Raw genomic sequence first — 25,780 nt, forward strand, 5'->3', positions numbered from 1 at the left:
AGTTCCTCCGGAGCGCCCGTTCTCATTTCAGCGGCTCACGCCGAAGGGTTACTTCTTCTTCGCCGGCGCGTAGCTCTTCTTCGGGCAGGCGCCCTGGTCCGCGGCCAGACGCTGCTGGGCGGCGGAGAGGTCCTTCTGGGTGTTGGCCAGGGCCTCCTGGCTGGCGGTCTCCACCGGGGCCCAGTCTTCCTTCTGGGCCTTGAGCTGCTGCACCAGCGTCAGGGTCGTCTGGTCCACCGTCTCCTGCGCCTTGAGCGCGTCCACCCACTTGGTTGCCGACTCCACCAGCGCCTGGCACTTGGAGGACAGCTCGTCGAAGAGCTTGTAGTCCTTCGTCTTGGTGTACTTCTGCACGACGGCGTCATACGTGTCCGCCGCGTTGGTGCGCGCGCCGAAGGCGATGGCGGACGCGGCGGCCGTCTGGGTGCGCGCCAGCTCCAGCTGGAAGAAGCGCAGCTCCGGCGGCATGTCCGCGGAGGCCTCCACCGGGGCCTGCGAGTTGAAGAACACGAAGCGGAAGGGGAACTTCAGCTCGCCCGTCGTCGCCGCGGGCATCTTCGCGATCTTCGCCTGCAGGCAGGACGCGAGCTGGTCACCCTCGGTGCTGCCGGAGGGCTTGAAGACGACCTCCGTGGGGTTCGGCTGGCCCTTCACGATGTGGATGTCGGACGTCAGCACCGGCGGCGTGGACGCCTTGTAGCCGGCGAAGCAGTCACACCAGCTCTTCTCCGCCAGGCGCACCGTGCCGGAGAAGTCCGAGCCCTCGTTGATGCCCATGGTGACGGAGGCGTTGTTGGCCGTCGCGTGGTCGTACTCGTACGAGGCCTCCACCGGCTTGGCGTCCGCCGCCAGCGCCGCGGGCTTCACGTGCGTGTCCAGCACCTGCTGGATGCAGGTCGTGCCGGCCGGGGTGAGGTTCTCACCGGAGACGGCGTGCGTGGCGCCCTGGGCGTTGACGGTCGTCTTCACCGTCACCTTGGTGCTGGCCGCGGGACCGCGGTTGGCCGGGTCCACCAGGCACTCCAGCACGTCCGGACGGACGCTCAGGAGCGCGCCCACGAGGACGCCCTCGTTGGCGGGAGAGGGCAGGGTCTGCTCGTGCGGGAAGCAGGTCGCCAGGTCGAACGGAGGCTGGTTGGTGATGCGCAGCCGCTCTTCCTTGGTCAGCTGCTTCTGACCCTCGGCGGGGGCATCGGTCTTCTGCTGACCGGCACAGGCGGCGGTGAGGATGACGGAGGCGACGGCGAGACGTCTCAGCATGGTGAGGCTTTCTCCCGGTTGGGGTGTTTGGGACTGCGCTCGGGCGCTCACTTCTCCAGGCCCTCGGCGTTCTTGAGGTCCTTGAGGCGGAGCCCGTTCTTCTTCAACAGGCGGTAGAGGCTCTGCATGGACAGGCCGGTGCGCTGCTCCGCGGCCTTCATGTCGAAGGCCACCTCGCGCATGATTTCGGCGAAGTACAGCCGCTCGAAGTCCGCGAGCACCCGGTCCTTCGCTTCGTGGTACGGCATGCCGGTGACGATGGCCGTCACGTTGGTGGCGGGCTCCGTGCCTTCCGTGCGCTTGGGCGCGTGCGCCAGGAAGTCCAGCCAGCTGGTGTTGCCCGTCTCCTGCATCAGCGCGCCGCGCTCCAGCACGTTGCGCAGCTCGCGCACGTTGCCCGGCCAGTCGTAGCCCTCGAAGAGGGCCAGCGTCTGCGGCGTCAGCTCCAGCGCGGCCTTCATCCCGCGCGACAGGGCCTGCGAAAGCGTGGGGATGTCGTCGCGGCGGGTGCGCAGGGGCGGCAGCCGCACGCGTGCCACCGCGAGCCGGAAGTAGAGGTCCGCGCGGAAGCGGCCCTGGCGCACGTCCTCCTCCAGGTTGCGGTGCGTGGAGGCGATGACGCGCACGTCCACCGCCACCGGCTGCCCGTCCAGCGACGGCACCTCGCGCGTCTCCAGCACGCGCAGCAGCTTGCCCTGCACGGACAGGGGCAATTCGCCCACCTCGTCCAGGAAGAGGGTGCCGCCGCGCGCCGCCTCGAAGATGCCGCGCGCGGCCTTGTCCTCGTTCTCCCCGGCGCGCAAGCCCCCGAACAGCTCGCGCTCCGCCTTCTCCTCGGAGATGAGGTTGCAGTCCACGACCTTGAAGGCGCCGTGGCGGCGCAGCGAGTGCTGGTGCACCGCCCGCGCGGCCAGCTCCTTGCCCGTGCCCGTCTCACCCTCGACGAGCAGGTTCATGTCCTCGCGCGCGATGCGGCGCAATTCCGTGAAGACCCAGCGCATCTTCTCCGAGCTGCCCACGAGCTGCCCGAAGGACTCCGTGCCGGCGACCTCCACCTCCGTCGCGCGGGCGGCCACCTTCACCACGAGCTTCGTCTTGCCCAGCTCCACCTTGTCGCCGCTGCTGACGAAGGCCTGGAGGATGCGGCGGCCGTCGAGGAACGTGCCGTTGCGGCTGCCGGTGTCACGCAGCAGCAACCCCTGCGGCAGCCGCTCCACCTCCAGGTGACGGCGGCTCACCGTCGGGTCGCTCAGCACCAGGTCCCCCGCGGCGTCGGAACCCACGCGCACCAGCCCGTCCCGCGTGGTGACCTTCTTGCCCTTGTCCGGACCGCCCACCACCTCCACCGTCCACTCGTGAAGGGGGACGCGGGTGGCCTGGGCTTCGCGCTCCGCCTGGACGGTTTCGGTGACATCCGGTCTGTCAATCATGGTCACGGACCCCTGGTCGCAACGGGGCGCGGGGGGCAGAAAGACCCCGCCTCGCCCTGAATCCCGCCTCTTTAGGGGGGACTGCACACAGGGGGCAAGCGGAACAAGTGGACTCGGAAACGTCCGTTGAAGGTGAAGACAGAAGGGGCCCGGTGCGCCCCCTACCGGGGACGTCGGGCCTGCCTCCCGTGCGTCGTCACGCGTCAGTACTTCGCGGGGGCGTCGCTCGCGGGGAACGACTCCTTGGACTGCTCATCCACCGCGTCGTCGTTGGCGTTCCCGCCCGAGCGCACGCTGGCGTTGGTCTGGCTCTTCACCTCGCGCATCGGCACCTTGCCCTTGGACCCGGAGGCGGCCGCGCGGCCCGTGCCGGCCTGCGCGTTCACCATGCGCGCGCCCAGCAGGTTCTTGGCGCGCTCGGCCAGGTTGCGCTGCTCGTCCTGCCAGTCCCGGAAGAGCTGCGCCAGCTCCTGGTCCCCCGCGGCCTCCGCGTCGCGCAGGTACTGCTCGCTCACCGACGCGCCCTTGAGCAGGTGATAGAGCGTGCTGATGAGGTCGTGGTGCTCGTCCCGGGTCCCCGTCGTTTCCTGTCCGCCCGCCATGGTGTTCCTCCCGTGAAAGGGGTGAATGCCTTGACGGAGAAGCTAGGCACGGTGGGCACGGGTGGCGTCCGGACCCGGGGCCCGGCCGCCTGGCTGCTTACGCGTGGAGCATCGGGTCCAGCTTGCCCTCGCGGTCGAGCGCGGCCATGTCGGAATAGCCGCCCACGTGCGTGTCGCCGATGAAGATCTGCGGCACGGTGCGCTGGCCGCCGCTCATCTCCACCAGCTTCGCGCGGGCGTCGTCGTCCCCGGTGACGTCCACCTCTTCGTACGCCACGCCCTTGCGCTTGAGCAGGTCCTTCGCGCGCACGCAAAAGCCACAGTAGGTCGTCGTGTAGATCTTCACGGGCTTCATGGATTTCCTCCTGGTCTCTTGATGCCAAACCTAAGGGTCCGTTGCGCGCGCGACCACGGCCTTGCCGCGTGCCTGGCCCCTTGAAACACAACGGCCCCCGGCAGCCCTGGTGGGCGCCGGAGGCCGTCAAGTCCCGTCCCCCGATGCGCGCGGGGAAGGGTGGGGCGGCTACATGCCCATGCCGCCCATACCGCCCATGCCACCCATGCCGCCCATGCCACCGCCCGCGGCGCCCTTGTCGTCGTCCGCCTTCGGGCGCTCGGCGACCATGGCCTCCGTGGTGAGCATCAGCGAGGCGACCGACGCCGCGTTCTGCAGCGCGGTGCGGCTCACCTTGGCCGGGTCGATGACGCCCGCGGCCAGCAGGTCCTCGTAGGTGCCCGTGGCGGCGTTGAAGCCGAAGGCGCCCGTGCCCTCCTTGACCTTGTTCACCACCACGCTGCCCTCCAGGCCGCCGTTGCCGACGATCTGACGCAGCGGCTCCTCGACGGAGCGACGGATGATGTCCACGCCGGACTTCTCACCGTCGGCGACCTTCAGGTTCTCCAGGGCCTTGAGGCAGCGGATGTACGCCACGCCGCCGCCGGGGACGACGCCCTCTTCCACGGCCGCGCGGGTCGCGTTGAGCGCGTCCTCCACGCGGGCCTTCTTCTCCTTCATCTCCGTCTCGGTCGCGGCGCCCACGTTGATGACGGCCACGCCGCCCACGAGCTTCGCGAGGCGCTCCTGGAGCTTCTCACGGTCGTAGTCGCTGGAGGTCTCCTCCACCTGGGCGCGGATCTGCTTCACGCGCGCCTCGATCTCCGTCTGCGCGCCGGAGCCGTCGACGATGGTGGTGTTGTCCTTGTCGATGGTGACGCGCTTGGCGCGGCCCAGGTCCTGGAGCGTCAGCGTGTCCAGCTTGATGCCCAGGTCCTCGGCGATCATCCGGCCGCCGGTGAGGACCGCGATGTCCTCCAGCATGGCCTTGCGGCGGTCGCCGAAGCCCGGCGCCTTCACCGCCGCCACGTTCAGCACGCCGCGGATCTTGTTCACCACCAGGGTGGCCAGGGCCTCGCCCTCCACTTCCTCGGCGATGATCAGCAGGGGCTTCCCGGCGCGCGCCACCTGCTCCAGGATGGGGAGCAGGTCCTTCATCGACGAGATCTTCTTCTCGTGGATGAGGATGAGGACGTCGTTCAGCACGGCCTCCATGCGCTCCGGATCCGTCACGAAGTACGGGGACAGGTAGCCGCGGTCGAACTGCATGCCCTCGACGACGTCCAGGGTGGTGTCCAGGCCCTTGGCCTCTTCCACCGTGATGACGCCCTCCTTGCCGACCTTCTCCATCGCGTCCGCGATGATCTGGCCGATGGTGGTGTCACCGTTCGCGGAGATGGTGCCAACCTGGGCGATTTCCTTGTTGCCCTTGGTCGGCTTCGCCAGCGTCTTCAGCTCGGCGGTGATGGCGGCGACGGCCTTGTCGATGCCGCGCTTGATGTCCATCGGGTTGTGGCCCGCGGCGACCAGCTTCGCGCCCTCGCGGAAGATGGCCTGCGCCAGCACGGTGGCCGTCGTGGTGCCGTCACCGGCGACGTCGGAGGTCTTGGAGGCGACCTCCTTCACCATCTGGGCGCCCATGTTCTCGAACTTGTTCTCCAGCTCGATTTCCTTCGCCACCGTCACGCCGTCCTTCGTGATGGTGGGGGAGCCGAAGCTCTTCTCGATGACGACGTTGCGGCCCTTGGGCCCCAGGGTCACCTTGACCGCGTCGGCCAGGATGTTCACGCCGCGCAGGATGGCGTCACGCGCGCGCACTTCGAAAATGATGTCCTTCGCCATGGTCTGAATCCTCTAAAGGTTGGGAGTGGGAAGACGAACGGCGGGCTTCACTTCTCGATGATGCCCAGCACGTCCTCTTCGCGGAGGATCAGGTGATCCTCGCCGTCCAGCTTGATCTCCGTGCCCGCGTACTTGCTGAAGAGGATGGTGTCGCCGGCCTTGATGTCCATGGCGCGCACCTTGCCGTCCTCCAGCACCTTGCCGTTGCCGACGGCGATGACCTTGCCCTCGAGCGGCTTCTCCTTCGCCGTGTCGGGGATGAAGAGGCCACCCTTGGTCTTGTTCTCCTCGGCGACGCGCTTGATGATGAGCCGATCCTGCAGGGGACGAATCTTCATGGCTTGCTCCTGTGAATCGCGGCTGCCGGAGGCGGACGGAAGGTCCGGACCGGGACGCCGCAGGGGTTGTTGAAAAAGAGCCTGTGGGCCCCGGCGTTGGCACTCGCACCCGCTGAGTGCTAACGCCCAGGCGCGGCGGATAATAACCAGGGACTTCACCTCGTCAAGCGACGTCGGGACATCTGTCCGGATGCGGCTAAACACCCGTCCTGATTGGGCTTTTCGCAAAAAGATTCCCGCGCGGCGCGCCTGCCCGCAAGGCCGTCCCGGGTGTCGTGCCGTTGGCACTCGGCGCCCTGGAGTGCCAGCGTAAGTCCTTGATAAGACTTGGGTCCCTTTTGCCTGTCCCTTCGCGGGTGACTACGCTTGTGGGGAGCGTGTCCTGGGAGGTCCGGGCGCCGGCCCGGTGGCCTTCCAGGCTTCATCCGGGAGGTGTGCTCGATGAGCGGACTGGTGACGTCCTCTTCCTCGCTGAAGGAGTTCTTCCGGGAACTCCTCTTGGAGGTCGCGGCCCGGCAGCGGGTGGCGCTGGGCGAGTCCACCGAGTTCTATCTGGTGAACCTGCTGGCGGAGTTCGCGGCCACGGACAAGCTGTTCAGCCGTGACGCGGAGGGCCGGCGCGACCACGAACCCCTGGCGGAGCTGTACCACCGCGCGCTGCAGCAGGAGCGCGAGGAGCGCATCCGCACGCTGCGGCGGCTGGGAGACGTGTCGCTCTACAAGGTCGGCTTCTTCTCGGGCGCGTTGCAGCAGGGGATGGTGGGCCCCGACTACTACATCCAGATGGGCGGCGCGGCCTACGGACAGGTGGCGGAGCTGGTGCCCCCGGGCGGCTTCACCGGCGTGTACCGCGAGCTGTGCGACAAGTTCCGCTCGCTGGTGGAGGTGCTGGAGGAGATCAGCGCGCGCGGACTGATGAGCGCGGGGCCGGAGGGCGCGCTGCGCGTCTACGAGTCCTGGTCGCGCACGGGAAGCGACCGGCTGGAGCGGGTGCTGGTGGATGCGGGTTGGGTCCCGCGCAAGGGGTCGCTTGCCAACTGACGCCGCGGACTTCCCGCTCGTGGGAAGGCTCCAGGCCCACCTGGAGGCCATCTACGGCTTTGAGTGCGAGGCCCGCGCGGAGGCCTTCGTGGTGGTGGACGCGGAGGTCGCCGCGCTCCTGGGCGGCACCGGGCGCGCGCCCGAGGAACTGCTGGTGCTGGAGGCCCGGGGCGACCTGGAGGTGGCGCTCTACCTGGACCCCTCCTTGCGCGAGCGCATGGAGCGCTACGCGGGCAGCCCCCTGGGCTCCGTGCTGGAGGGTGACCTGGACGGCTACTGCCAGGTGACCGAAGGCGTCAGCCACTTCCTCTACGTCGCGCACACGGCCCACTACGAGCGCACGGTGTCGCTCCTGGAGCTGGAGGCCCAGGCGGAGGTGGACAAGTTCGTGGTCTGCCTGCTGCACCGCTGGGGGGAGGGCGTGGCCGGGTGGGCGCGGGAGCTGCTGACGCGCCTGTTCGACCGGGTCGCGTACCAGCCGCTGCTGTCCGGGGAGGAGCGCTGGCGCTACGAGGAAGCGAACCGGCTGTCCCGGCGCTTCTGCACGCGGCTCATGCCGCACGTCCTGGACCGGCGGTTGGACCGGCTCCTCGGCGACCTGCGTTATGCGTACCGGCTGGGCGCGGAGGCCAAGCTGCGCCACTTCGCGCACGGCGGTTGAGGGGTCCCGGCCGTCCTCCGCTTCGGGTAGGGTGGAGGGCATGCCGCGCGAGGCGTCCTCAGGAGGCATCGTCATCCGCTTCCAGGACGGTGCCTGGGAGGTGGCCGTCATCCGTCCGCACGGGCGCCACCTGTGGGCGCTGCCCAAGGGGCACGTGGACCCGGGCGAGTCGCCGGAGCAGACCGCGCGGCGCGAGGTGCGGGAGGAGACGGGGCTCTCCTCGGTGGTGCTGCTCGCGCCGCTGGGGGAGATCCGCTACGTCTACCAGTTCCGCGGGCAGCGCATCTTCAAGCGCGTCCACTTCTTCCTCTTCCGCTACGAGGCGGGAGAGCTGGGGCCGCTGCCGGGGCCGCGCGTGGAGGTGGACGAGGTGCGCTGGATGCCGCTCGAGGGGCTGATTCCGGCGCTGGGCTACAAGGGTGAGAAGGCCGTCGCCGGCCGGGCGCTGCGGTGGATGCGCGCCCAGGGCCTGGCGTCCGGGGCTCCTCCTCCCGTGGAGGAGAAGGAGCCGGGATAGGACGGAAGGCTACTTCTTGGCTTCCTCGCCCACGTACTTGCCGGACAGCGCCTCGCGCACGTCGCGGTCGAACTTCACGCGCTGGGTGGCGACCTCGCGCAGGGCGAGCACGGGCGGCTTGTTCTTCGAGGTCTCGATGATGGGCCGGGCGCCGGCCATCAGCTGGCGCGCGCGCTTGGCGCCCAGGAGCACCAGCGCGAACCGGTTGTCCACGTAGGGAAGGCAGTCTTCAACGGTAACGCGGGCCATGGAACATCCTTCTTGGCTCTGATCCGAGCCGATGGAAGCCTCTCAACCTAAAGAGCAGGTCTGGATCAGTCAAGGAAGGATGGCGGGCCGCAAGCCCCACCGGGCGCCCAGCCGGGCACCGCCTCCCCGCCCGCCCTCCGTCTCCCGTGACTGGCGGCCAGCGGACGGACTCGCACTCTGAGTGTTGGTTGGCATACGCTCCCTTCTCAGCCTCCGGAATCCGAGAGCCCGGGGCCTCAACGGATCCGGAAGCGCGCGTTGTTTTTGCGAGTAGGGAATAGGACTCCAGGGTGGGTCCTCATCACCCCGCGCCGGCGGACTTTCCGGGGCGCGGGCTCGCAGGAGGAGGTTCCGCATGAGCGCAGGAGCGTCCCGTGGCGCCGGTCGTGCCGGGCGGGTGGCGGTGGGGGAGGCGGAGGCATGGGAGGGCTGTCCGTGGTGAGCGGGCCGGTGCTCGTCACGGGGCCCACGGGCAACGTGGGGCGGGCGGTGGTGCGCGCGCTGCTGGCGGAAGGGGTGGCGGTGCGCGCGGCGGTGAAGTCACCGGAGCACACGGTGTCGCTGCTCAAGGAGATGGACGGGGACGTGATGCCGGTGCCGCTGGACTTCCGGCGGCCGGAGACGTTCCTCCCCGCGCTGGAGGGCGTGCGGGGCGTGTTCCTGATGCGGCCGCAGGTGCTCGCCCACGCGGAAGGGACGCTCCACGCGTTCGTGGACGCGGCCGCCACGCAGGGCGTGAAGCAGGTGGTGTTCCTGTCCATGGCGGGCGCGGAGAAGCGCGCGTGGGCGCCGCATCACGCGGTGGAGGAGCACCTGAAGCGCTCCACCGTCGGGTGGACGCTGCTGCGCCCGGCGTTCTTCGCGCAGAACCTGGGGGACGCGTACCGCGAGGACATCCGCCAGGACGGCCGGCTCTACATGCCCGCGGGCCACGGCAGGGTGGCCTTCGTGGACGTGCGCGACGTGGGCGAGGTGGCGGCGCGGGCGCTGCTGGACACGTCGCTGCGCAACCGCGCCTTCACGCTCACCGGCCTGGAGGCGGTGACGTTCGACGAGGTGGCGTCGGTGCTGTCGGAGGTGCTGGGCCGCCCCATCCGCTACGTGCCCGCGTCGGTCCCCGGCTACGTGCGCCACCTGCACCAGCGCCGGCTGTCGTGGGACCAGCTGGGCATGCAGACGCTGATGCACGTGGGGCTTCGCTTCGGGAAGGCGGAGCAGGTGGACCCCACGCTCACCAACCTGCTGGGCCGCCCCACGCGCACGGTGCGCCAGTACATCGAGGACCACGCGCCGCTCTGGCGCTGACGAGGCCCGGGCGTCCTCAGGCGTACCAGAGCGCCCAGGCGATGAGCACCACCTGGAGCGGCAGCCGCGCCCAGAGCAGCGCCCGGGGAATCTTCCGGAACTGCTCCGGGTGCTGGGCCATGTAGACGTTCGCGGGGAACACGGCCACGAACAGCGCCACCAGCCCCCAGGCCGCGAGCCGCGTGGTGGCGGGCACCAGCAGGAAGATGCCCAGCAGCACCTCCGCCACGCCGCTTGCGAGCACCAGCTCCCGGGGCCGGGGCAGGTACGGCGGCATGATGCGCATGTACATGCGGGGCTTGAGGAAGTGGTTCACCCCCGCGGCGACCATGAACAGCGCGAGCACGTACTGCAGGATGGTTTTCACGTCCATGGGCGGTGGGGCTCCTCGCGGCGGCATGCAAGCCCGCGCGAGGCGCCTGAGTCCACGCCTACTTTCCGGCGAACGCCTCACCGACGATGGCGCGCGCCTCCTGGACGATGGTGTCCAGGTGCGCCTGGTCGCGGAAGCTCTCCGCGTAGATTTTGTACACGTCCTCCGTGCCGGACGGCCGCGCGGCGAACCAGCCGTTCTCCGTCGTCACCTTCAGGCCGCCCAGGTCCGCGTTGTTGCCCGGCGCGCGCGTGAGGCGCTGGAGGATGGGCTCGCCCGCGAGCGACGTGGCCTTCACCGCCTCCGGGGACAGCTTCTTCAGCGCGGCCTTCTGCGCGGACGTGGCCGGCTGGTCGATGCGCGTGTACAGCGGCGCGCCGAACTTCCTGGCCAGGTCCTGGTAGTGCTCGCCCGGGTCCTTGCCGGTGCGCGCGAGGATTTCCGCCGCGAGCAGGTCCAGGATGATGCCGTCCTTGTCGGTGGTCCACACGGTGCCGTCCTTGCGCAGGAAGGACGCGCCCGCGCTCTCCTCGCCGCCGAAGCCCAGCGAGCCGTCCAGCAGCCCGTCCACGAACCACTTGAAGCCCACCGGCACCTCCACCACGCGCCGGCCCAGGTCCTTGCCCACGCGGTCGATGAGGCTGCTGCTCACCAGCGTCTTGCCCACCGCCGCGTCCGCCTTCCAGCCCGGGCGGTTGCGGAAGAGGTAGCTGATGCAGACAGCGAGGTAGTGGTTCGGGTTCATCAGCCCCTGGCTGCGGGTGACGATGCCGTGGCGGTCGGAGTCCGTGTCGTTGCCGAACGCGAGCGCGTACTGGTCCTTGAGCTTCACCAGGTTCGCCATCGCGTACGGCGACGAGCAGTCCATGCGGATCTTCCCGTCGTGGTCCGCGGGCATGAAGCCGAAGGTGGGGTCCACGGTGGGGTTCACCACCGTGAGGTCCAGGCCGTACTTCTGGGCAATGGGCGCCCAGTAGTGCAGGTTGGAGCCGCCCAGCGGATCCGCGCCCAGCTTGAGCTTCGCGCCCCGGATGACCTCCAGGTCCACCACGTTCGCCAGGTCCGCCACGTACGGGGTGATGAAGTCGTACGGCTTCACCGTGGCGCTGGAGCGCGCCCGCTCGTAGGGGACGCGCTGGACGGCCTTGTTGCCCGCGGCCATCAGCTCGTTGGCGCGCTTCTCCACCAGGGAGGTGACGTTCGTGTCGGCGGGGCCGCCGTTGGGCGGGTTGTACTTGATGCCGCCGTCCTCCGGCGGGTTGTGGGACGGGGTGATGACGATGCCGTCCGCGAGCCCGCTCGTGCGGCCCCGGTTGTACGTGAGGATGGCGTGGGAGATGACCGGCGTGGGCGTGGCGCCGTCCGTGTAGCGGACCTCCACGCCGTGCGCGGCCAGCACCTCCAGCGTGGAGCGCTGGGCGGGCTCGGAGAGGGCGTGCGTGTCCATGCCCAGGAACAGGGGGCCGTCATAGCCCTGCTGCTTGCGGTACTCGCACAGGGCCTGCGCCACCGCGAGGATGTGCGCCTCGTTGAAGCTGCGGCGCGCGGCGCTCCCCCGGTGACCGGAGGTGCCGAAGGCCACGCGCTGCTCGGCCACGGACGCGTCGGGCGTGTCGTCGTAGTACTGCGCGCGCAGCTTCTCGGGGTGGATCAGCAGGTCGCGCGAAAGGGGCTTGCCAGCGGAAGGGTGTGCCATGACGGGGCCACCCTAGCCGCGCGCGCTTTCCAAAGGGGAGCCGAAGTCGCATCCCCTGTCCGGCGCCGCACCCGCCCCGCCGCGCTTCCGTCCAGTAGCGGGCGGGAGCGCGGGCGGTCAGGACGGGGGCGCGTGTCTTGAAGCCGTCAGCGCGCCACGGCGACGGAGGCCGCGGAGGAGGAGGCGGGAGGCAGGGCCTCGGGCGCGGGGGGCTCGTCCTCCTGGGGCTGGGCGGCGTGCTCCGGCAGGAACATCAGCAGCACCAGCGCGGGGATGGCCGCCGCGGCGGTGAAGGCGAAGAACGTGGGCCAGCCCATCCACGTGGCCAGGAAGCCGGACAGGGAGCCGATGAGCCGGTTGGCGATGGTGCCCAGCGCGGACAACAGCGCGTACTGCGTGGCGCTGAAGCTCTTGTGGCACAGCGACATCAGGAAGGCCGCGAACGCGGTGACGCCCAGGCCGGTGCACACGTTGTCCACCGCGATGGTGGCCGCGAGCATCAGGTCGTTCTTGCCCACCAGCGCCAGGGCCATGAAGGCCAGGTTGGTGAGGCCCTGCGCGGCGCCGAAGATGAACAGCGCGCGGCGCATGCTGAGCTTCACCATCAGCACGCCGCCCAGCAGGCCTCCGCCGATGGTGGCCACCATGCCCAGCGTCTTGCTGAGCGCGCCAATCTCCGTGTTGGAGAACCCCAGCTCGATGTAGAAGGGCGTCACCATGCTGGCGGCGATGCCGTCCCCCAGCTTGTAGAGCACCAGGAACGCCAGCACCCCCAGCGCGTACTTGCGGCGGAAGTAGTCCACGAAGGGCCGCACCACCGCGTCCGCCAGGTTGCGCGGAGGCCGCACGCTCTGGGGCTCCGGGGCCAGCAGCGTCGCCACCACGCCCACGCCCATGAGCAGGCCCATCACGTGGTACGTGCGCGACCAGCCCAGGTGGTCCGACAGGATGAACGCGAGCCCGCCCGCGACGAGCATGCCCAGCCGGTAGCCGGTGACGTACATCGAGTTGCCCAGCCCGCGCTCCTCCATCGTGAGGATGTCCGTGCGCCACGCGTCCGCGACGATGTCCTGGCTGGCGGACAGGAACGTCACCACCACGGTCATGCACGCCATGGCCAGGGGCGCGTCCTTCGGGTTCACCAGCCCCATGGCGGAGATGGCGCCCATGAGCAGCACCTGCGTGAGCAGCATCCAGCCGCGCCGCCGGCCCAGGAAGGGCAGGGTGTAGCGGTCCATCAGCGGCGCCCACAGCACCTTGAAGGTGTAGGGCAGCGCCACGAGGCTGAAGATGCCAATCGTCTTGAGGTTCACCCCCTCGTTCTTCATCCACGCGGACAGCGTGACGCCGGTCAGCCACAGGGGGAGGCCGGACGCGAAGCCGACGGCCATCAGGAGCCAGATGCGCCGGCTCTTCAAGACGGTGAGAAGCGAGGAGTTGGGCATGGGGGCGCGGGAAGACAGCCGCCAGCATAGAGAATCCACCCCGCGCGTCACCTTCCGGAGGCCCGGGACTGTCCGCCCGGCTGCTGTCCGGCCCTGAGCCCGGGCGGCCTCTTCGGGGCTACGGGTTCAGCGCGGACACGTCCGGGCAGCTGCCCCGGTCACCCTCGGTGGGGTTGAGGAAGTCCCAGTTGCGCTGCATGAAGGTGATGCGCGTCCGGGCGTCCCAGCACTCCGTGTACTGCGCTCCCTTCGCGTCCCCCTCCAGGATGTTGAGCACCAGCACGCCCCGGCCGTCCGGCGTCCAGCGCGCCAGGATGTCCAGCGTCTCCTGGAGCCCGCCGGGCACGAAGTCCACCGCTGGCAGCCGGAACGCCATCTCCCCCAGCCCCTCCGGCGTCTGACGCGACGCATAGCGCGTGAGGGGCACCGTGGCCCCCGCGCCGGTGAAGAGCAGCTCCACGCTCGTGGGCAGGGCCTGGGTCTGGTAGTCGATGTCCAGCCGGTCCAGCGCGGTCGCATCCTTCGTGTCGAAGCCGTTCTTGCGCGCCTCCTTGAGGTCCAGCGCGAGCGTCCCCGTGCCCTTGCGGATGCCGCCGTCCGCCTTGAAGGTGCCGGGCAGGTAGGTCCACCACGCGCTCTCGCCGCTGCCCATGGCGCGGTATTGGAGGAGATAGGCGAAGTCGACGCCCTGGCGCTCCATCACGAAGCGCAGCTCGTGGCCCGGGTGGTCCTTGGCGGGGAAGGGGCCCCAGATGCGCCGGTCCGTTTCGCGCGTGGTGGGCGGGGCGTTGCGGAACAGCTCCAGCAGGGAGAGCAGGCCGTCCACGCTGGTGTTGAACCGCGTGCCCGCCGTGTAGGCCTGGAGCGCGAGCTCCGACGTGCCGCCCAGCACCAACGACGCGCCCAGCCGCTGCGCGCGCGTGTCCAGGCCCTGGCCGGAGCGGGCGGTGTCCGGCAGCTTCGCGGCCAGGTCCTCGCGCTGGGGCAGGGCGTTCTGGAACTCCAGGTCGTCGTTGGAGAAGTCGCCGCCGCACGCGACCGCGAGGAGGCAGGGGAGGGCCAGGGCCAGCTTTCGCGTCACGGGGTCCCTCATGGCTCGTACGTGAGGAGCGCGGCCAGCTCCCAGAACCCCAGGGAGCGCTGCGCGTCGACGGTGTATTGCAGGTACTGCAGGCGGGTGCGCGCGGTGAGGTTCAGGCGGCGCGTGAGCTGGAAGCGCGCGCCGGTCGCCAGGCCCGGCGACACCATGGCGAAGCGCTGATCCGGGAACGCCCCGTCGTCGAACTTGCGGCCCATGATGAGGTACGCGACGCGCACGCCCACGAACGGGGAGACGCGGCCCACGGGCCACTCGGCGGTGAGGCTGGTGCCCACGTTCACCACGGAGTAGCGGTACGCCGGCCCCTCCAGCGTGGGCAGCGCGAGCACGCCGTTCGTGCCGCCCACCGCCGCGTCGAAGCCCCAGACCCAGTCGCGGCGGAAGTAGTCGTGCAGCTCCGCCTCCGCGCCGAACAGGGGCACGGAGAGGAAGAGGGACTGGCGCGTCTGGGCGTCGAAGAAGGACTGGAAGCCGCCGGTGAGGCCGAAGGTCCACCAGGCGCCCTTGTCCAGCATGGCGCCCTTCACCGGGTCGTCGGAGAAGGGCGCGTCCTTGAAGCGCGGCTCCTGCAGGATGGTCGTGCGTCCGCGCGCGACCTCCACCTCGCCAATGCGCAGCCGGTCGCTGAGGCGGCGCTTCACGCGGTAGGTGCCGGGGGCCAGGGCCACGCGGCGCTCGGTGTCCGCGGCCTTGTCCAGCTCCGCGACCACGAGGCCCGCCGGATCCACGAAGTAGTAGGAGCCCGCGGGGGCGTTGCCGGGGACGACCAGGCCTTCGGCGGCCGCGCGCAGGTCGGTGAGGACCAGGTCGCCGTTGCCCGCCAGGTCGTAGCTGAACGTCGGGTGCTGGGGGCCCGCGCTGCTGTCGGCCGTGTCCGCGACGGTGCGGGCGTAGGCGTGCGAATAGGCCTCGAAGAGCGTCACGCGCCCGTCGCCGCTGCGGTCCGCGTCGCCCAGCAGGCCGCTGGCCAGGTGGTGGGAGAAGTAGCTGCCGCCCAGCGCGTCCGACTCCTGCGAGTCCTCGTCCGCGGCGCTGGAGGTGAGGATGACGACGCCCCGGGCATCGCGGGCCGCGCCGGACTCCACGTCGAAGGCCGGGGCCTTGCGGGCGCCCTTGGTACGGGTGAGCGCGCCGGAGCGGCAGGAGTCGAGGATGGCGATGCGGATGTCCACGGGCGCGTCCGCCAGCCGGCGCTTGAGCGCGTCGAAGGCGAGCTGTGAGGCGCCCAGCCGCAGCGCTCCGTCCTTCGCGTGGCCGGAGTAGTAGACGAACAGCGCGGTGCGCTCGCCGCGAGCCTGGGCCGCGCGGGCCCGCTGCTCCAGGTCCGACAGCGCGACGAGGAAGTCCTTCGCGTCGTCATCCAGGAGGAGCTTCGCGTCGGCCGGAGCCACGCCGCCCAGCCGCGTGAGCAGGTCGTGCATCTTGCGCGCATCGTCGCGCGCGTAGCTCAAGGGCCGCGTGTCCGCTCCGCCCGTGTCGTTGCCCGCGATGAGCGCGAAGCGGTGCAGCGTGTCCGCGCGCGCGGCGGTGGAGGCCAGCGCCAGCGCGGGAATCGACGCCCGCATCGCCGCTGCCACGGCCCTCGCCCAGGCCTCCATGGGAGCAAGCCACCCTCGCGCCTGTTGAACAGGGCCGTCGCTCATGGCTTCAGGAGGATCCACTGCGTCTGCGCGCCCGCCACGTCCAGCGGCGCCATGCGCGTGACGTCCCGGCCCGCGGCGTCGAAGGCCTTCCGGGCCGCGTCGCTCAACGCGTCCATCGACACGGGCGCGTCCGTCAGCACCAGCACCACGCGCTCCGCCCCCGCGCCGGTGAACTCCACGCTCTCCGGCAGCCAGTGCTGTCCCGCGCCCGGCTCCACCGCGAGGCTGTCCCCGGACTCCGGATACAGCGGCGTCACCTCGCCCTGCGCATCCACCGACAGCGCCGCCACGTAGCGGTACGCGTCCGCCGTGTAGCCCAGCCGCACACGCTCGCCGGGCTGAAGCGCTTCCGGCGCCTCCGTGCCCGCCACCCGCTGCGGATCCATGCCCCCACCGATTCGCAGCTCCGCGCCCGCGCCGCCCTTGAGGCGATTGCCCGCCACGGGAGGCCGGGCCGGATCCGCAGTCCCGTGGGTCTCCAGCAGCGGACGCGCCAGCACCAGCACCACCACGGACGCCGCCACCGCCATCAGCGGCCGGACCCACTGTGCACGGGTCGCCGGCTGCTCGGAGGCCTTCACCTGCCTCGCGTGGGCGCGCTCCACGCCGGCCTCGAAAGCTTCGAATGGAACCTCCGCCTCGAAGGCGGCCTGCGCGTCCACGAAGGACCGGAGCGTCGCGCCGCACGCCTCGCACGCTTCCGCATGCGCCTGGGCGCGGGTGGCCTCCGGGGCGGGGAGCTCGCCGGCGTGCAGGCGGCGCAAGGTCCAGCTCGATTCATGCGCGCTCATCGGACGCTCAGCTCCTCTCCACCCAGCTCCGCGAACTGCTCCAGCCGCTTCCTCACCGTGGGCACCGAACGCCCCAGCACCGCGGCCACCTCTTCCAGGGTCATCCCGTCCACGTGGTAGTGGATGGCCGCCGCCTGCGTCTCCGCGTCCACCCGGGCCAGCAGCTTGCGCACCAGGTCGCGCGTCTCCATTGCCTCCGCCCCGCCGTGGCCCTCCGAACGGGCCGCCTCGTCCCGCGCGAACCACTTCCGCCACGCCGCCCCTTCCGAGCGCAGCTGGTTGAGGCAGTGGTGCGTGGCGATCTTCATCAACCACGTGAGCGGTGACGCCTCCGCCCGGAACGAGTCCCCGTGCACGAGCACACGGGCGAAGACGTCGTGCATCGCGTCCTCCGCCCGGCTCGCGTCCTTCAGCAGGTAGCGGCAGCGCTCACGCACGCTGCCGCCGTACTTCACGTACAGCTCGCGCAGGACGGCCCGCCGGTCCTCGTTGGGACGGGGAGTCACCACCTTCAGGGCCAGCGGGGTCGGTCCGGTCACGCGCGGCTGTAGCCTACCGTGACCCGGCTCACAGCGACGAGTACACCGCCGTCGTGAACCCGCCGCAGGCCGCCTCCGCCTCGCCGTAGCCCACGCGCGGGTCCAGGCTGACGCGGAAGTAGGTGCTGAGGAAGTTCGTGTCCCAGCACTCGTTCAGCGTGGCCTCGCCCGCCAGGTCGCCCCCCGTCACCTTGATGTCCGAGCGGCCCGCCCCCGTCGCCGTCCAGCGGCTCTTGATGGACAGCCGCTCCAGCTTCGCGCGCAGCGGATTGTCCTTGTCGATGTCCTGGTCCGTCGCGAACTCGAACTCGCCGCCCGCCGTCGCGGACGCCTTGTAGTGGTAGTTCCCGTCCACGCGCTTGCTGGCGTCGTTCTCGTCACGCACCTGGCGGAAGTCCGCGTCCACCGTGGCCTCCGCGGTGGCGCTCGGGCGCGCGTAGCGGATCTCCACCGTGCCCACGTGGTCGTCCGCGTCCGGCAGCGTGCGCGCCGCGTCCCAGTCGATGAACAGCTCGCCGGAGCCGAAGCCCTTCATGCGCTCGCCGTCCGCGTCCACCGCCACCTGCTGCGTGCCGGACAGCACCGCCCGGAAGGCGCTGTCCTCCTCCGTCTTCGCCTTGCCCTCCAGCACCCAGGAGAACGACGCCTCCCCCGACTTCGTCACCGTCAGCCGCCACGACGTGGGGCTCAGCGCCTCCGTGCTCGGACCCCACACCGCCTTGTTCTCCTCCAGCGTCGTCGGCGGATACTTGACGATCTGCTCGATGAGGTTGAGCACCCACAGCGTGCCGCCGTTCACCGCCACCGTGGCGTTCACCGTCGCCTGGTAGTACTCGGCCTTCTGTCCCTGGCCGTACTGCGCGGAGGGGCCGGCCGCCGTCAGGCCCTGGCCGTCCTGCTTCGGCGCCTTCACCTGCGTCATCTCCTTGGAGGGCAGGCCGTCACGGAACGTGTCCGCGTCGTTGCCCTGGACGTCGCTGCAACCGGCGAACAGCAGGGAGGCACACAGCAAGCTCTTGCGCAGCATGGTCGGGTGTCCTTTCAGGGCCCGTCGTGCGGGCCGTACGGCAGGGAATTCGCCCCTATGGACACCGGCCGGGCGAAAAACAGAAAAAGGGCTCGCTCGGGTGGGAAAACCTCAACGAAACCAGCCCCTTGGCGGCTGGCTGCCTGCTCCCCGGGCGCTCACGGCCGCTTGCCCGACGGTTGAAATGGGCCATCCCTACCTTTCGCCCATGGAAAAACGACACCCGAACCATCCCGGGGAGATGGGTACGGACGCCACGCTGGCCGAGCGGGAGCGTGAGCCGGACGAGATCAACGCCCGCGCCAGAGCCGTCGGTCTGCTTCATGAGGCCGGGGTGCCGTTCGTGGTGGGCGGGGCGTATGCCTACGCCACCTATACCGGCATCTACCGCGACACCAAGGACCTGGACCTGTTCCCGCGCAAGCAGGACGCCATCCGCGCCCTGGACGTGCTGGAGAAGGATGGCTGGCGCACGGAGCGGCCCGACGAGGTCTGGCTCTACAAGGCGTACAAGGGCGACTACTTCGTCGACTTCATCTTCTCCTCCGGCAACGGGGTCGCGACGGTGGACGACGAGTGGTTCACCCACGCCAAGAAGGCCACCATCTTCGGCTACGAGTGCCTCATCGCGCCGGCCGAGGAGATGATCTGGTCCAAGGCCTTCGTCACCGAGCGCGAGCGCTATGACGGCGCGGACATCAACCACCTCATCCTCAAGGCAGGGCGGGAGATGGACTGGGACCGCATCCTCCGGCGCTTCGACCGCTATTGGGAGGTGCTGCTCAGCCACCTGATGATGTTCCGCTTCGCGTACCCCAGTGAGCGCGACATCGTGCCCAACTACGTGATGACGGAGCTGATGAGCCGCACGCTCCAGACGGTGCGCGACGGCAACTGGGATGAGCGTCTGTGCCGGGGCAACCTGGTGTCCAAGGTGAACTACCACGTGGACATCCACCACTGGGGCTTTGGGGACGGCAGGGCGTGGGACGAACAGGACAGACCCGAGGGGGGGACGACCCGTGGTGCGAGATCCGAGCTCGAAGATTCGGCTGGCGGCGGTCGGTGATCTGCACTGCCGGGATGATCAGCACGGGCGGTTCCGCCAGCTCATCAAGCAGGTGAACGCCTCGGCGGACCTGCTCCTGCTGTGCGGTGACCTGACGGACCGCGGGATGGCGGAAGAGGGCAAGGTGCTGGCGGAGGAGCTCTCCGCCTTGCGCGTCCCGTGCGCCGCGGTGCTGGGCAACCACGACTACGAGCACGGGCAGGTGAAGGACATCTGCTCGGAGCTCTCCAAGGTCGGGGTGCACATCCTCGACGGGGACCACTTCATCTTCGAGAAGACGCTCGGCGTCGCGGGGGTGAAGGGCTTCGGAGGCGGCTTCGGCAACGCGACGTTGCAGGCGTTCGGCGAGGGCCAGACGAAGTCCTTCGTGCAGGAGGCCGTCACGGAGTCGCTCAAGCTGGAGGCGGCGCTCAGCCACCTGGACACGCCCAAGAAGGTCGTGATCATGCACTACGCCCCCATCCCGGAGACGCTGGAGGGGGAGAACATCGAGATCCGCCCCTTCCTGGGGACCAGCCGCCTGTCGATGCCCATTGACCACTACGGCGCGGCCTACGTCTTCCACGGCCACGCGCACCACGGCGCGCGCGAGGGCAAGACGAAGAGCGGCATCCCGGTGTTCAACGTCGCCATGCCGCTGCTCACCAAGTTCACGCCGGAGCAGCGCTTCGCCCTGCTGGAGGTGTAGCGCTCCTCAGGGCGCGGGAGCCCCGCCGTCCACCGCTTCGGACGGCGCCTCCCGCAGGTCCGCGGCGCGCGTGGGCAGGTCCGCCACCGCGCCCATGGACACCTCCACCAGGTCCGGCCCGGAGCCTCGCGCGTAGAGCCGGTCCTCCGTGTCCGGCACGGCGTCGCCCAGCCACAGCCGCGCCAGCTCGCGCCCTTCCGCGTCGCGCAGCACGACGCCCCGGGACGCGTCGGTGATGCCGTAGCGCTCCCAGCGCTTCACCTTCGCCTCGCCGAACGCGGCGGCCTTCAGCGCCTCCAGCCGGCCCAGGAGCTTCACCACGCGGAAGTGCAGGGCGCGTCCGCCACCGGGGCCCTCCACCTGCCACGCCTCGCTGTTCCCCTCGCCGCGCGTCACCACCACGGGGGCGGCCTTGCCTCCGGGATGGAACTCCAGCCGCCGCACGGCGTCGCGCGGGAACGACAGCACGCGCCGGTCCCTCAACTCCTGCACGCCCACGTCCAGCGTCGTCAACGCGCGGGCCTCCACCTCCGCCAGCGTGGCGCGGGCGCCCTGTTCACGAAGCGCATGGACGACGGGCGAGCCCTCGCGTGTCACCTGGGCCAGCCGGACGCGGATGGGCTCACCGGAAGCAGGGACGAAGCGCGCGTCCACGACGGGGGTGTCCAGGCCCAGGGCCTTCCGGGTCGCGGCGGTGTCCTGGGGGAAGGACAGGGCTCGCTGTCCCGCGAGCTCCTTGAGCAGGTCCGTCAGCTGGCCGGGGTTCGCGCGGGTCTGCTCCGGCTTCTCCATCCGCCACGACTTGCCGTCCGCCTCGCGCGTCAGCACGTACGCGTGGTCCTTCGCCGTGACCTCGATGGACTGGAGCGTCGCGAGGTCCAGCGGTCCCAGGAACTCCTTGGCGCGCAGCTCGAAGGGGCTCTTGTCCAGCGAGTACCGCACGGCCCCGTCCGCCGCGTACACGGTCGCGTCGCCTTCGCGGCGTACGTAGACGGAGCCGTCGAAGGGGTTCTCATCGCCACCGGCCAGCGTCACGGTGCGCTGGCGGGACGGCTCCTCCGCGCCCTCGCCGTTCGCGTCCGGAAGGTACGCCCGCGCGGTCACGGTGAACTTCGGGGATGCAAGGCCGTACTTCTTCAGGTCCGCGTCCGACGGAGAGGCGTTCACGGTGGCCTTGAACTTCGCCGAGGTGAGCTGCTGCACCAGGGCCTCCACCGCGTACGGATCCGCCTTCGCCTCCACGGGCGACACGAGCCGCCAGCCTTCCGGCGTCCGCTCCAGCTCCGTGGTGGCTCCGCGCGCCTTCACCGTCAGGTGCGTGAAGACCGGCGCGGCATCCGGAGCCGCGCCACGTGAGGGCTCCGCAGGCTCGGTCGCGAAGAGCTTCGGCGGCGGAGGCGGCTTCTCCGCGTCGCGCGAACACCCGGCTGACAGCCACAACCCCAGCATCACGACAGTGGAAGTCCTCACCGGTTCCTCCGGGACAACCAGACCGCGAGTCCCACGCCCAGCAGTGACAGGGGGAAGAGGTCGGTGGCCACGAAGCGCAGGGTCCGCATCTGGTCCTCGCTCAGCTCCAGGGTGGACGTCTCACGGTCGGGGGGGCGCAGGGTGATCTTCTCCACCTGATGGGACGCCCAGCCCAGGGCGTTCATCACCAGGTTGCGGTTGGCCTCGTAGCGCCAGTTCGGATCCAGCAGCAGCTCCGACTCGCCCACCGCCACCAGCCGCGCCTCGTCGAAGCGCTTGTGCTCCGCCCCGCGCGTGTCCCGGGACGCGGCGGCCACGAGCGTGAGCTGCCCCATCTTCTCGCCGCTGGACGGAGTGGTGTCCTCCAGGGGGCGCGACTCCACCCACGCATGGGGCGAGCTGAACAGCACGGGCTCCACCGTCACTCCCGGCAGCAGGAAGCCCTCGCGGATGAGCGTGAAGCTGCGGGCCGTGGGCAGCTGCACGTTGAAGCCTCGCTCCTGCAACGGGCGCGTGATGGCGTGCTTGCCGTAGAAGTTCGACATGAGGACGAACGGGTTCCCCGAGTTGAACCGCGGATCCGCCGCCACGCCTTCGTCCACCTGCACGCCGTAGTCCGCGAGGAACAGGCCCAGCCCGTCCTCCGTGTTCGCGTCGGTGAAGTACAGCAGCCGGCCGCCTTCCCCCAGATAGGTGCGCAGGGCCGCCACCTCCGGCGCCGTGTAGTCCTGCTTCGCTCCGGCGATGATTACCAGCCCCGCGTCGCGAGGCACCTCCTTGCGGCCCAGGAGGTTGAGCGGTTCGGGGCGGTAGCCCTCGCGCTGCAGCTGGCGCCGGAGCTCCGACAGGCCGTCCCCACCGGCGGGGGGCTCCAGCGGCCACTCGCCGTGCCCCTCGAGGAAGTACACCTTCAGCGCGCCCGTCGCGCCCAGCTGGATCAGGGCGTTCGTCAGCTCCTGCTCGGCGGGGAGGGGCAGGGTGGTGTGGGGCGCGGCATCGCCCTCGCCGCGCGAGATGACGACCAGCGTCTGGCCGTCCTTGAGCTGGTACTTCGCGGCCAGGGACGGCTCGCGGCGCGGATCCACGAAGGTGTAGTCGAACGCCTCCGGCGCGGCCTCGTGGTAGCGCCGGAACAGCTCCTCCAGCTCGCCATAGGACGGGTGCGTGGGCGGGACGAGCGCCAGCGCATGGGCCTTCTCCTTCAGCCCCGCCAGCGTCTGCACCGTCTGCGGCGCGAGCGAGAAGATGCGCTCCCGCGTCAGGTCCCACCGCTGGTTCTTGCGGAACGCGAGGACGTTGAGCGCCACCAGCACGCCCAGCACCGCCAGCGTGGCGAGCACCGAGGACGCGAGGAACCGTCCCGTGCGCCGCGTCCCCGCGCGTCCCAGCTCCCGCCGGTGCGCGACGACATAGGCCGCGAGCATCGCCGCGCCCAGCACCGCCTTGCCTCCCGCGAGCGCCACGCTGCCGGAGGTGAGGAACAGCGTGAACGGGCTGGACAGGAGGAGCAGCAGGCCGAAGGCCCCCAGCACCCGGGTGACGTGGGTCGCTCTCATGGTCACGCGTAGCGCTGCGCTTCCACCGCGCGGTGGGTGAGCAGCAGCGAGAACAGGATGACGGACGCGAAGAACACCAGCGCCTGCACCTCCAGCACGCCCTGGATCATCCCCTGCAGCTGGGTGTCGAAGGACAGGTAGGCCAGGACTGAGCGCAGCGGCTCCGCGGTGGACTGGGCCACGCCGCGCAGGAGCATCCACGGCAGGAGCACGGTGAAGGTGAGGAACGCCGCCAGCATCTGGCTCTCCGTCAGCGCGGAGATGAACAGCCCCACCGCCATGCAGGTCGCGCCCCAGAGCAGCACCGCGCCGTAGCCCAGGAGCACCGTGGGCCACTCCAGCGCGGAGCCGGACGGGCCCGAGCCCACCACCGACAGCAGCACGGGGAACACCAGCGTCAGCCCCAGCGTGACGAAGATGAGCCCCAGGCCGCCCAGGTACTTGCCCAGCACGATGTCCACCGGCCGCACCGGCGTCGTGAGCAGCAGCGCGAACGTCTTCTGGCGCTTCTCCTCCGCGAACAGCCGCATGGACAGGAAGGGCGCGACGAAGAGCGTGATGATCAACACCACGCCCCACAGCTGCACCACCACGCCGTCGGTGAGGTTGCGGTAGACGATGGAGTCCGGAGGCAGCCGGCTCCAGCCGTGCTCCCGCGCCAGGGACTGCACCTGCTGGAACTGCTCCAGCAGGCTGACGAAGAAGAACGACGAGAGCGCCGCCATCGCGGTGATGACGGCGTAGGCCCACGGGGTGGTGAAGGCGACGGCCAGCTCCTTGCGGGCAATGGCCAGGGCGGTGCGCATGCGCTGGGGGTTCCTGTTCAGGCGGCGGTCAGCTTGATGAAGACTTCTTCCAACGACGCGTGCTCGCCCTGGCCATGGGACTTCGCCAGCTGGCCGATGGCGTCATGGGCCACCACGCGGCCCTGGTGGAGGATGAGCACCGTCTCGCACGTCACCGTGACCTCCGGGAGGATGTGCGTGGACAGGAGCACCGTGTGCTTGCCCTTGAGGCTCCGGATCAACGCGCGCAGGTCCGCGCGCTGCGCGGGATCCAACCCTTCCGTGGGCTCGTCGAGGATGAGCACCGGCGGCGAACCGAGCAGCGCCTGCGCGATGCCCACGCGCTGCTGGTAGCCCTTGGACAGGTTCTGGAGCACACGGCCCAGCACGTCGCTCACGCCGGTGAGCCCCGCCACCCGCTCCACCTCCGCCTTCACCGCGCGGCCGGGCACCTGCTTGAGCGCGGCCACGAACGTCAGGTAGCCGTGCACCGTCAGCTCCGGGTACAGCGGCGGCGTCTCCGGCAGGTAGCCGATGCGCCGTTTGACCTCCATCGGGTGCGTGGACACGTCGAAGCCCGCCACCTTCACGCGGCCCTCGGACGGAGGGAGGAAGCCGGTGAGGACCTTCATCGTGGTGGACTTGCCCGCGCCGTTGGGGCCAAGGAAGCCCAGGAGCTCTCCCTCACCCACGGTGAAGGACAGGTCCTCGATGGCCACGCGATCGCGATAGCGCCGGGTGAGGTTGCGCACCTCGATGATGGGCTTCTCGGTGATTGGCATGCGCGGGGGCGAACTCTACACTGCCCCGGAAGCGAGGCGTGGATGCCAATCGTGGTGCAGAAGTACGGCGGCTCATCGGTCGCTGACGCGGAGAAGCTCGGCAAGGTCGCGCGCCGCGTGAAGCAGAAGCGGGACGCGGGCTATCAAGTGGTCGTCGTCGTGAGCGCCATGGGCGACACCACGGATGACCTGCTCTCTCTGGCCAAGAGCGTGTCCCAGGACCCGCCCCGGCGTGAGCTGGACATGCTCCTCACCTGCGGCGAGCGCATCTCCATGGCGCTGCTCTCCATGGCGCTCCAGGAGCAGGGCGTGCCGGCCATCAGCTTCACCGGCAGCCAGAGCGGCATCATCACCAACGACGCGCACGCCCAGGCGCGCATCGTGGAGGTGCGCCCCTACCGCATCCAGGACGAGCTGACGCACGGCAAGGTCGTCATCGTCGCGGGCTACCAGGGCGTCTCCTACAAGAAGGAAGTGACGACGCTGGGGCGCGGCGGCTCGGACACCACCGCGGTCGCGCTGGCGGCGGCGCTGGACGCGGAGGCGTGTGAAATCTACTCCGACGTGGACGGCGTCTTCAGCGCGGATCCGCGCGTGGTGCCGGACGCACGCAAGCTGGAGTCCTTGAGCTACGACGAGATGCAGGAGCTGGCGAGCGCCGGCGCCAAGGTGCTCAACGCCCAGGCGGTGGAGTGGGCCAAGGCGCGCGGCATCACCATCCTCGCGCGCACCGCGCACGGCCAGGGCACCGGCACCAGCGTGCAGGAGCTCGCCGTGCCCACCGACAGCCGCGTGAAGGGCGTGACGGCGGACACGGAGATGGCCGTGCTCGTCGCCCAGGCCAGCGTGCCCCTCCAGGAGCTGCTGGAGTTCCTGGACGCCCGCGCCGTCCGGGGCCGCACGCTCGCCCATGACGGACTGCCGGGCACGCCGGGGCGCACGTTCCTGGCGGTGCCGCTCGCGGACATCCACGGCCCGGAGGCGCTCCAGCGCGAGCTGGCCACGCGCTTCGGCGCGGGGGTGGAGTGGCAGGACGGCTGGGGCACCGTCACCTGCGTGGGCGTGGGCCTCAACGCGGACTGGGTGCCGTTGCGCAAGGCGTTGTCAGCGGCCGAAGCCCTGTCTGCCCGGGTGCACGCCGTGAGCACCTCGCCGCTGCAGGTGACCCTCCTGGTGGACAAGGCCCACCTCAAGACCCTCACGGCCCGTCTGCATCGCGAACTGCTCGGTAGCTGACA

At 70.2% G+C, this 25,780-nt stretch carries 26 protein-coding genes; 7 read left to right on the plus strand and 19 right to left on the minus strand.

The features are described 5' to 3' along the window. Positions 1 to 48: 48 nt before the first annotated feature. The 6 genes from NR792_RS39945 to groES form a co-directional block, all read right to left on the minus strand. The gene (locus NR792_RS39945; protein ID WP_375757923.1) at positions 49 to 1,260 is read right to left on the minus strand and encodes a hypothetical protein; all 1,212 of its coding nucleotides are present in this window, start codon (positions 1,258 to 1,260) and stop codon (positions 49 to 51) included. A gap of 47 nt (positions 1,261 to 1,307) precedes the next feature. Further along, positions 1,308 to 2,690, minus strand: coding sequence for a sigma 54-interacting transcriptional regulator (locus NR792_RS39950; RefSeq protein WP_375757924.1), 1,383 nt, complete (start codon positions 2,688 to 2,690; stop codon positions 1,308 to 1,310). A 203-nt stretch (positions 2,691 to 2,893) separates the two neighbouring features. After that, positions 2,894 to 3,292, minus strand: a complete 399-nt coding sequence (locus NR792_RS39955; protein WP_375757925.1) for a hypothetical protein — start codon at positions 3,290 to 3,292, stop codon at positions 2,894 to 2,896. A 97-nt stretch (positions 3,293 to 3,389) separates the two neighbouring features. Beyond that, the gene (gene grxC, locus NR792_RS39960; protein WP_120621901.1) at positions 3,390 to 3,647 is read right to left on the minus strand and encodes a glutaredoxin 3; all 258 of its coding nucleotides are present in this window, start codon (positions 3,645 to 3,647) and stop codon (positions 3,390 to 3,392) included. Between the two features lie 168 nt (positions 3,648 to 3,815). Further along, positions 3,816 to 5,468 (minus strand): chaperonin GroEL, encoded by a 1,653-nt coding sequence (gene groL / locus NR792_RS39965; RefSeq protein ID WP_375757926.1) that lies wholly within the window; start codon positions 5,466 to 5,468, stop codon positions 3,816 to 3,818. A 47-nt stretch (positions 5,469 to 5,515) separates the two neighbouring features. Beyond that, positions 5,516 to 5,806, minus strand: a complete 291-nt coding sequence (gene groES, locus NR792_RS39970) for a co-chaperone GroES (RefSeq protein ID WP_014395362.1) — start codon at positions 5,804 to 5,806, stop codon at positions 5,516 to 5,518. Between the two features lie 441 nt (positions 5,807 to 6,247). Between groES and NR792_RS39975 the strand changes: the two genes are divergently transcribed. The 3 genes from NR792_RS39975 to NR792_RS39985 are packed head-to-tail and all read left to right on the plus strand — an operon-like array spanning position 6,248 to position 8,025. After that, positions 6,248 to 6,847, plus strand: a complete 600-nt coding sequence (locus NR792_RS39975) for a hypothetical protein (RefSeq protein WP_120527950.1) — start codon at positions 6,248 to 6,250, stop codon at positions 6,845 to 6,847. Then, positions 6,807 to 7,508: a hypothetical protein gene (locus NR792_RS39980; RefSeq protein WP_375757927.1), complete on the plus strand. Its 702-nt coding sequence runs from the start codon at positions 6,807 to 6,809 to the stop codon at positions 7,506 to 7,508. Before NR792_RS39975 ends, NR792_RS39980 begins: the two co-directional genes overlap by 41 nt. Positions 7,509 to 7,548: 40 nt before the next feature. Next, entirely contained in the window at positions 7,549 to 8,025 is a 477-nt protein-coding gene (locus NR792_RS39985; RefSeq protein ID WP_375757928.1) for an NUDIX hydrolase, read from the plus strand. Between the two features lie 9 nt (positions 8,026 to 8,034). Here the strand turns inward: NR792_RS39985 and rpoZ are convergent, their stop codons facing one another. Next, positions 8,035 to 8,274 carry a DNA-directed RNA polymerase subunit omega gene (rpoZ, locus tag NR792_RS39990; protein ID WP_014395366.1) on the minus strand — a complete coding sequence of 80 codons (240 nt, stop codon included), beginning with the start codon at positions 8,272 to 8,274 and terminating at the stop codon, positions 8,035 to 8,037. Between the two features lie 420 nt (positions 8,275 to 8,694). Between rpoZ and NR792_RS39995 the strand changes: the two genes are divergently transcribed. Further along, positions 8,695 to 9,579 carry an SDR family oxidoreductase gene (locus NR792_RS39995; protein ID WP_375757929.1) on the plus strand — a complete coding sequence of 295 codons (885 nt, stop codon included), beginning with the start codon at positions 8,695 to 8,697 and terminating at the stop codon, positions 9,577 to 9,579. 16 nt (positions 9,580 to 9,595) lie between these two features. Here NR792_RS39995 and NR792_RS40000 read toward each other — a convergent pair whose 3' ends face one another. From NR792_RS40000 to NR792_RS40035, 8 genes are all read right to left on the minus strand, one after another. Beyond that, a complete protein-coding gene (locus NR792_RS40000; protein ID WP_375757930.1) occupies positions 9,596 to 9,952 on the minus strand; it encodes a DoxX family protein in 357 nt (118 codons plus the stop codon). 58 nt (positions 9,953 to 10,010) lie between these two features. Further along, positions 10,011 to 11,648 carry a phosphoglucomutase (alpha-D-glucose-1,6-bisphosphate-dependent) gene (gene pgm, locus NR792_RS40005; RefSeq protein WP_375757931.1) on the minus strand — a complete coding sequence of 546 codons (1,638 nt, stop codon included), beginning with the start codon at positions 11,646 to 11,648 and terminating at the stop codon, positions 10,011 to 10,013. Positions 11,649 to 11,794: 146 nt separating this feature from the next. Beyond that, positions 11,795 to 13,093 carry an AmpG family muropeptide MFS transporter gene (locus tag NR792_RS40010; protein WP_375757932.1) on the minus strand — a complete coding sequence of 433 codons (1,299 nt, stop codon included), beginning with the start codon at positions 13,091 to 13,093 and terminating at the stop codon, positions 11,795 to 11,797. Positions 13,094 to 13,211: 118 nt separating this feature from the next. Further along, complete coding sequence (locus tag NR792_RS40015) at positions 13,212 to 14,174, minus strand: hypothetical protein (RefSeq protein WP_375757933.1); 963 nt, start codon at positions 14,172 to 14,174, stop codon at positions 13,212 to 13,214. Between the two features lie 8 nt (positions 14,175 to 14,182). Continuing rightward, a complete protein-coding gene (locus tag NR792_RS40020; RefSeq protein WP_375761766.1) occupies positions 14,183 to 15,790 on the minus strand; it encodes a caspase domain-containing protein in 1,608 nt (535 codons plus the stop codon). A 41-nt stretch (positions 15,791 to 15,831) separates the two neighbouring features. Beyond that, on the minus strand, positions 15,832 to 16,626 hold the full coding sequence (locus NR792_RS40025) for an ACP synthase (protein ID WP_375757934.1): 795 nt from the start codon (positions 16,624 to 16,626) through the stop codon (positions 15,832 to 15,834). Beyond that, positions 16,623 to 17,165 (minus strand): RNA polymerase sigma factor, encoded by a 543-nt coding sequence (locus NR792_RS40030; protein WP_375757935.1) that lies wholly within the window; start codon positions 17,163 to 17,165, stop codon positions 16,623 to 16,625. The genes NR792_RS40025 and NR792_RS40030 overlap by 4 nt, the downstream gene beginning before the upstream one ends. 28 nt (positions 17,166 to 17,193) lie before the next feature. Further along, the gene (locus NR792_RS40035) at positions 17,194 to 18,192 is read right to left on the minus strand and encodes a hypothetical protein (protein ID WP_375757936.1); all 999 of its coding nucleotides are present in this window, start codon (positions 18,190 to 18,192) and stop codon (positions 17,194 to 17,196) included. A 241-nt stretch (positions 18,193 to 18,433) separates the two neighbouring features. Between NR792_RS40035 and NR792_RS40040 the strand changes: the two genes are divergently transcribed. Beyond that, positions 18,434 to 19,261, plus strand: coding sequence for a nucleotidyltransferase (locus NR792_RS40040; protein WP_375757937.1), 828 nt, complete (start codon positions 18,434 to 18,436; stop codon positions 19,259 to 19,261). Then, the gene (locus tag NR792_RS40045) at positions 19,245 to 19,949 is read left to right on the plus strand and encodes a metallophosphoesterase (protein ID WP_375761767.1); all 705 of its coding nucleotides are present in this window, start codon (positions 19,245 to 19,247) and stop codon (positions 19,947 to 19,949) included. The genes NR792_RS40040 and NR792_RS40045 overlap by 17 nt, the downstream gene beginning before the upstream one ends. A gap of 6 nt (positions 19,950 to 19,955) precedes the next feature. On the opposite strand, the gene NR792_RS40050 is transcribed toward NR792_RS40045, so the two are convergent. From NR792_RS40050 to NR792_RS40065, 4 genes are read right to left on the minus strand one after another with little or no spacing between them, the layout of a single operon-like run. Continuing rightward, the gene (locus tag NR792_RS40050) at positions 19,956 to 21,419 is read right to left on the minus strand and encodes a DUF4340 domain-containing protein (protein WP_375757938.1); all 1,464 of its coding nucleotides are present in this window, start codon (positions 21,417 to 21,419) and stop codon (positions 19,956 to 19,958) included. After that, entirely contained in the window at positions 21,416 to 22,975 is a 1,560-nt protein-coding gene (locus NR792_RS40055) for a GldG family protein (RefSeq protein WP_375757939.1), read from the minus strand. The genes NR792_RS40050 and NR792_RS40055 overlap by 4 nt, the downstream gene beginning before the upstream one ends. Positions 22,976 to 22,977: 2 nt before the next feature. After that, the gene (locus NR792_RS40060) at positions 22,978 to 23,781 is read right to left on the minus strand and encodes an ABC transporter permease (protein ID WP_375757940.1); all 804 of its coding nucleotides are present in this window, start codon (positions 23,779 to 23,781) and stop codon (positions 22,978 to 22,980) included. Positions 23,782 to 23,798: 17 nt separating this feature from the next. Further along, positions 23,799 to 24,542 (minus strand): ABC transporter ATP-binding protein, encoded by a 744-nt coding sequence (locus NR792_RS40065; protein WP_375757941.1) that lies wholly within the window; start codon positions 24,540 to 24,542, stop codon positions 23,799 to 23,801. 42 nt (positions 24,543 to 24,584) lie between these two features. Between NR792_RS40065 and NR792_RS40070 the strand changes: the two genes are divergently transcribed. Then, entirely contained in the window at positions 24,585 to 25,778 is a 1,194-nt protein-coding gene (locus NR792_RS40070; protein ID WP_375757942.1) for an aspartate kinase, read from the plus strand. The last annotated feature ends 2 nt before the right edge of the window (positions 25,779 to 25,780 follow it).

The sequence above is a fragment of the Corallococcus exercitus genome (assembly GCF_042231735.1).
GTDB classification, from domain to species: Bacteria; Myxococcota; Myxococcia; order Myxococcales; family Myxococcaceae; genus Corallococcus; species Corallococcus exercitus_B.